This is a genomic window from Bradyrhizobium sp. PRIMUS42, assembly GCF_023006515.1.
Taxonomy (GTDB): Bacteria; Pseudomonadota; Alphaproteobacteria; order Rhizobiales; family Xanthobacteraceae; genus Bradyrhizobium.
Genome location: NZ_JALBGZ010000750.1, coordinates 1 through 2,935 on the forward strand (window position 1 = coordinate 1; position 2,935 = coordinate 2,935).

Here is a 2,935-nt window from a genome sequence, read left to right on the forward strand (position 1 = left end):
TGCTCGACCGCCGCGCCGCCCACGCCGAGCGCGCGGTGGACAGCCTGCGCAAGAAGTTCGGCAGCGCCGCCGTGATCCGCGGCATTGCCTATGAGCGGCCGAAGGCGCAGGAGTGATCGAGCCCTGCTCAACTCAGTCGCGTTCGAATATCCGCGCCCCCGGATAGACGCGCCGGGCATACTGAACCACCAGCTGCCGATCCTGTGTCTCCAGGAACGGAGTACGGATCTGACAAGATCCGACGATGAGGTGCCACAGGCCGTTGAGCTTTCGAATGACCACGTTCATTTGAGCTTCCTCGCAGTGACCCGAGTGGACTCAAATTGTAAGAATCTCCCGCCGTCGCTCAATTGTACCAGCGTAAGCTCGGCGTATGAGAAGGATTGGAGGAGATATACAAAGGTATGTTGGACGTGGTTTCCACAGCCGCCGGCGCCGACAGCTTCGCGAAGGCGCCTCTCCTCGTCCGGAGGCTCGCACCGTGACAGGCGAACGCGATCTCGACGCGCTGCTGAAAGATATGAAGCCGGAGATGATGAACGGCACTTTCGTGTTTTGCACGCTTGCGCCGGGCGTGAACCTTCCAGCCACGATCAGTCCGATGCTGACATTCCGCGAACGCGAAGGTACGACGCTGGTGCTAATGCACGAGGAGGCCGAACGTGCCGGACTGCGCCATGAATTTCCATCGCGCCTGATCACTCTGACGGTTCGCTCCGCGCTCGATGCGGTGGGCTTCCTGGCCGCCATCACGGCGCGTCTGGCCGAAGCCGGCATCAGCGTGAACGCCGTCTCGGCCTTCCACCACGATCATCTCTTCGTGCCTGCCGACCTGGCCGACGAGGCGCTGGCTCTCCTGCGGGAGATGTCCAAAGCAACGTAGGATGGGTAGAGCGAAGCGAAACCCATCAAGCTCTTTCCGCGCAACAGGTGCGATGGGTTTCGCAAGTGCTCTACCCATCCTACGGTCACCTCAATCCGCGACGGCCACCGCCTCGATCTCGATCATCCATTCCGGCGCGGCGAGTGCGGAGACGCCGACGAGCGTAGAGGCCGGCGGCTCCATGCCTTCGAAGAAGGCGGAGCGAGCCTTGCCGATGATGGGGCGCAGCTCCGGCTTGTAGTTCACGACGAAGGACGTGATCTTGACGATGTTGGAATAGCTCGCCCCCGCCGCCTTCAGCGCGTGCCCGAGATTCTGCATCACCTGCGTCGTCTGCGCGGCAATATCGCCCTCGCCGACGATCCGCCCCTCCTCGTCCACCGACACCTGGCCGGAGATGTAGATAGTCCGCGCGCCGGTCGCTGTTACGACGTGGGAGTAAGCGGGATTGTGATGCAGGCCGCTGGGGCGGAGACGATCGAGCTTGGGCATGGGCTGGCTCCCTTGGGTTTTTGCTTGGGCGGGAGCGTAGCTGGAGAGCGCGCTGAGAGCTAGATGCGGCGACGAGCACCCCTCATGCCCCGTCATCCTGAGGTGCTCACCACGCGACGCAAAGCGGCGCGTGGTGAGCCTCGAAGGATGCACGGCCCCGGTGCAGCCGGGCCGTCGCCCTTCGAGGGCCGCTGAAGAAGCGGCCACCTCAGGGTGACGGTGATGGAATGGAGCGTCGCGTGGGCTGCAAACGCCCTCAATTGCAGGGCTTGCTGTCCTTGACGTCGAACTTGCCCATCGCGCCGGAAATGACAAAGTCGTTGTAATCGAGCACGAGCTGGCGCGAGACGCCATTTTCGTAGAGCTCGAACGCCATCGCGTAGACCGGCGTCTGCTCGCCTTCCTTCCGCTGGGCCTCGCGGTCGAAATAGCTGACGGTGACGGGCCAGCGCTTGAGCGACTTCATGTGCTCGTCCGCGGTCGACGGATCGGCGGAGGTGGCGCGGTCGGCGGGGATCGGCTGGCCGATCACGGTCAGCGTGTTGTAGACCTTCTGGCCGTCGTCAGAGCCGTCATAGACGGAGAGCTCGAGCAGCGACTTGCCGTCCCTGGCGGCCGCGATGATGCGCTGGATCTGCTCGGTCGGGAACACGATCTTGCCGTCGAGCGTGAAGCTCTTCGGGGCCGGCAGCTTCAGCTTGACGTTGATGTGGTCGCCGTCACGCTCGGCCGAGCCGTCGACCCGGCCGGCATCCGCCTCGTTCATGCGCGTCTCGATCTTGAAGCGGTAGCTTTTGCCCGCAGCGTCCTCCCAGGAATTGGAGCGGAGGTCGCTGAGCGTGACCTTGCCCTCGCCGCTGTCGAGCTCGGAGACCTGGCGGAATTCGGAGGTGTAGCCCTCGCACGAGCTTCCGGTGAAGTTGTAGAGGATGCGGCCACGCGCGCTGTTGACGGAGTTGGAGCGCGATTTCACCAGGCTGAGGTCATAGAGTGCTTGATGCGCCAGAAACGGACCGTTGGCGGCCTGTGCCCCGCCGCCGGGACCGAAAGCGGCCGCCGCGAGCGCCATCACACCGAGCGAAGTCCGGAAAAGGTGCACCATGTCTATTCCTTGGGGATGCGTCCTTGGGAAGCGCAGATTCGACATTTTAATGACCGTTCCATTGCGTCGCAACTGAGGCCGTTTCACGTAAAGTTGCGGCCCTTGCGTTGAACCTGCTGCCGGGCCTCAACAAATGCAGCCCCTTCCGGTTGCTTGCATGTGGCGGCCCGATGGGCGAAACAGGGCGCGCCCGGCCGCCTGCGGACGCGCCGGGGCGAATGATTTCTGGACAACGAGGTCGGACATGGCGGGCACGGTCGAGCAGAAGCTGGCGGAACAGGGCATCAAGCTGCACGAGGCTCCCACTCCCGTCGCCAATTACGTCCCGTTCGTGCGCACCGGTAATCTGTTGTTCGTCTCCGGCCAGGTCTGCTTCGACCCCGCCGGCAAGCTGATCGCCAAGGGCAAGCTGGGCGCCGGCGTCTCCATCGAGGACGGCGCTGCGGCGGCGCGCGGCT

General features: G+C 63.9%; 5 protein-coding genes. 2 read left to right on the forward strand and 3 right to left on the reverse strand.

Translation table 11 applies throughout. The annotated features are described in order from the left end of the window. Window positions 1–132: 132 nt before the first annotated feature. A complete protein-coding gene (locus tag MOV75_RS32990; protein WP_162832276.1) occupies window positions 133–288 on the reverse strand; it encodes a hypothetical protein in 156 nt (51 codons plus the stop codon). A gap of 193 nt (window positions 289–481) precedes the next feature. Here MOV75_RS32990 and MOV75_RS32995 point away from each other — a divergent pair, with 193 nt between their 5' ends. Next, window positions 482–883: an ACT domain-containing protein gene (locus tag MOV75_RS32995; RefSeq protein ID WP_246919871.1), complete on the forward strand. Its 402-nt coding sequence runs from the start codon at window positions 482–484 to the stop codon at window positions 881–883. A 90-nt stretch (window positions 884–973) separates the two neighbouring features. Here the strand turns inward: MOV75_RS32995 and MOV75_RS33000 are convergent, their stop codons facing one another. Both MOV75_RS33000 and MOV75_RS33005 read right to left on the reverse strand, forming a co-directional pair. Then, on the reverse strand, window positions 974–1,375 hold the full coding sequence (locus tag MOV75_RS33000; protein ID WP_247007415.1) for a RidA family protein: 402 nt from the start codon (window positions 1,373–1,375) through the stop codon (window positions 974–976). Window positions 1,376–1,631: 256 nt separating this feature from the next. Then, on the reverse strand, window positions 1,632–2,477 hold the full coding sequence (locus MOV75_RS33005; RefSeq protein ID WP_246919867.1) for a cell envelope integrity EipB family protein: 846 nt from the start codon (window positions 2,475–2,477) through the stop codon (window positions 1,632–1,634). Window positions 2,478–2,610: 133 nt separating this feature from the next. Between MOV75_RS33005 and MOV75_RS33010 the strand changes: the two genes are divergently transcribed. Continuing rightward, on the forward strand, window positions 2,611–2,935 hold a 325-nt coding region (locus MOV75_RS33010; RefSeq protein ID WP_247007416.1), incomplete at its 3' end, for a RidA family protein.

What these genes read in the sequence shown, in the direction of transcription:
- MOV75_RS33000 (WP_247007415.1), bottom strand. Translation starts at nt 1,375, where the DNA reads ATGCCCAAGCTCGATCGTCTCCGCCCCAGCGGCCTGCATCACAATCCC.
- MOV75_RS32990 (WP_162832276.1), bottom strand. Translation starts at nt 288, where the DNA reads ATGAACGTGGTCATTCGAAAGCTCAACGGCCTGTGGCACCTCATCGTC.
- MOV75_RS33005 (WP_246919867.1), bottom strand. Translation starts at nt 2,477, where the DNA reads ATGGTGCACCTTTTCCGGACTTCGCTCGGTGTGATGGCGCTCGCGGCG.